Raw genomic sequence first — 2,826 nt, 5'->3', positions numbered from 1 at the left:
GGGTGCTTTTTTACGCCTGGTAGGTGGCAGGAACCAAAGCATGGATAGTGCTTTTACTGGCTAGCACATAGCCGCCCTCGCGCGTTGCAGGGGATGCGTCGGGATTGTTCATGAACAAGGTCAAGGATAAGAGACTGGCCCTGGCGGCGGCAAGCCTTCGGCATGCTCCGGTACTGGAAGGTAAGCCCTTCCCGCTTGGAGCCACCTGGGATGGCCTTGGCGTTAATTTCGCGCTGTTTTCGGCTCATGCCACTAAGGTCGAGCTCTGCCTCTTCGATGACGGCGGAAAGAAAGAGATCGAACGCATCGAGCTGCCCGAATACACCGATGAAGTCTGGCACGGTTATATGCCGACCGCACGTCCGAGCACAGTCTACGCCTACCGGATCCACGGCCCTTACGAGCCAGATGCGGGACATCGTTTCAATCCCAACAAGCTCGTGATTGATCCTTATGCTAAGCAGCTTGTGGGCGCGCTGCGTTGGGGACCAGAACTATTCGGCTATGAGCTCAGTCACCCAGACAAGGACAAGTCCTTCGATTCACGCGACAGCGCGCATCTTATGCAAAAGTGCCGCGTGATAGACCCCGCCTTCACCTGGGGCCATGCGGCAAAGCTCGAGGTGTCCTGGGACCGCACCATCTTTTACGAGATGCACGTCAAAGGTTTTACCCGAAGCCATCCGCTTGTACCGGAAGGCGACCGCGGTACCTTCGCCGGACTTTGCCATCCGCATATCCCTGCCTATCTTCGCGCGCTTGGGATCACGAGCGCTGAATTCTTGCCCATCCATGCATTTGTGGACGATAGTCACCTTGTGGAGAAGGGTCTTCGCAACTATTGGGGCTATAACTCGCTTGCGTTTTTCGCGCCCGAGCCGCGCTATCTCAAGACGCTTTTTGCGAATGAGTTCAAGGAGGCCGTCAACCAGTTCCACGCCCATGGTATCGAGGTGATTCTCGACGTCGTCTATAATCATACTGCCGAAGGGAACGAACTCGGGCCAACGCTTTCCTTCAAGGGCATCGATAATGCGAGCTATTATCGCCTGCTTCCGGACCAGAAGCGCTACTACATCAATGATACCGGTACCGGCAATACCGTAAACTTGTCGCACCCGCGCGTGCTCCAGATGGTCGCGGACAGCCTGCGCTGGGCGACCGAAATGCGCGTGGATGGTTTCCGCTTCGACCTTGCGACCATTCTTGCGAGGGAGCCCTACGGTTTCGATGAAGGCGGCGGCTTTCTGGATGCCTGTCGGCAGGATCCGATCCTTTCGTCTGTCAAGCTGATCGCCGAGCCTTGGGATGTCGGCCCGGGCGGCTATCAAGTCGGCCGATTTCCCCCGGGATGGGCGGAATGGAATGATAAATTCAGGGATGACGTGCGGCGCTTCTGGAAAGGGGATGAGGGCATGACACCCGAATTTGCGCGGCGCATCACCGCATCGGGCGACCTCTTCAACAAGCGTGGCCGCAGGCCATGGTCGTCCGTCAATTTCGTTACGGCGCATGATGGCTTCACACTGAACGACGTCGTTTCCTACAATGATAAACACAACGAGGCCAATGGCGAAGACAACCGCGACGGACACTCGGACAATCATTCGTGGAATCACGGCGCTGAAGGGCCGACTGATGATCCGGAGATCATCGAGCTTCGCGAGCAGCAAAAGCGCAATCTCCTAGCGACGACGCTGCTGTCGCACGGGACGCCTATGATCCTCGCTGGTGATGAGTTTGGCCATACCCAAGGTGGCAACAACAATGCCTATGCCCAGGACAACAACACGACATGGCTCAACTGGCTCGGTAACTCGGCCGAAGGCCGGGCCTTGCGGGAATTCGTCCGTAAGCTAATCGCAACCCGGCAGGCCTTTCCCATCCTGCATCGCTCAAGGTTTGTCATCGGCAACGTCAATGAAGAGCTAGACGTGAAGGACGTAAGCTGGCTCGCTCCGAATGGCCGGGAGATGAGAACAGCGGATTGGGACAATCCGGCCACGCGATGTTTCGGTATGCTGCTTGACGGGAGGGCACAGGAAACTGGTGCCAAACGGCAAGGCTCGGATGCCACGCTGCTCCTTATCTACAACGCGCATCATGATTTGGTCGAATTCGTCTTGCCCGAAGTGCCGCAGGGTCGGGCCTGGGCCGGCCTCATTGATACGCATGCACCGGATGTGACCTTGACGGTTTATCCGTTTGGCCACCGCTTAAAGGCGGCTGGTCGATCAATGCTGGTGCTCGGCCTCGCGACGGGAGAGACCATGACGCGGCGGCTTCGCCAGGGTCTTGGTGCCATCATGGACATTGCCGAATTTCCACTTCAGGTCTAGGCCACGCCTCCTTCCTCGAGAACGCGCAGGACCCCTTGCAATGGCACGGAAATCCAAGCCGGCCGGTAGGAAAGCTCGTATTCGACCTCATAAAGCGCCTTTTCGAGCAAAAAGAAATTCAACATCGACTTCATGTCCTCGGTGCGGTCTGGCCACAGAACGGAGGCGCCTATCGCCTCCTGATAGGCGCTCATAAAGCCATCTGTTGTCTGTTCGCGCCACGCAAATAAGGCTCGCGACTCCGGAGTGTTGAGCTTTTCCGACATCCGCCTCTGCCGTCTCGAGGCCATGGCAGCGTAGTCCAGGGAGCGCAACACACCTGCCACATCGCGCGCAGCGGGAGCCTTGCGCCTCCGGTCTGCCAAGGGTCGGCTGGGCTCGCCCTCGAAGTCAATAATGACTGCGTCTTCATTGGCTACAAGCACCTGGCCCAAATGCAAATCGCCGTGATGGCGTATCTTGCAGCGGCCAAGCGAAGGACGGATGA

1 protein-coding gene and 1 pseudogene are annotated in these 2,826 nt (G+C 57.7%); one reads left to right on the top strand and one right to left on the bottom strand.

From position 1 onward, the window contains the following. Nucleotides 1-110 precede the first annotated feature (110 nt). Nucleotides 111-2,339, top strand: coding sequence for a glycogen debranching protein GlgX (gene glgX / locus CP49_RS13100; RefSeq protein ID WP_057850665.1), 2,229 nt, complete (start codon nt 111-113; stop codon nt 2,337-2,339). Here the strand turns inward: glgX and CP49_RS45960 are convergent. Beyond that, nucleotides 2,336-2,826: pseudogene (locus tag CP49_RS45960) on the bottom strand (alpha-amylase); the annotation flags it as partial. The gene glgX and the pseudogene CP49_RS45960 sit on opposite strands and share 4 nt — an antisense overlap.

The organism is Bradyrhizobium valentinum (assembly GCF_001440405.1).
Classification (GTDB): Bacteria; Pseudomonadota; Alphaproteobacteria; order Rhizobiales; family Xanthobacteraceae; genus Bradyrhizobium; species Bradyrhizobium valentinum.
This window is presented reverse-complemented; position numbering and strand designations above follow the sequence as displayed.

Coding starts and splice junctions, on each gene's coding strand:
- glgX (WP_057850665.1), top strand. CDS start 111: ATGAACAAGGTCAAGGATAAGAGACTGGCCCTGGCGGCGGCAAGCCTT.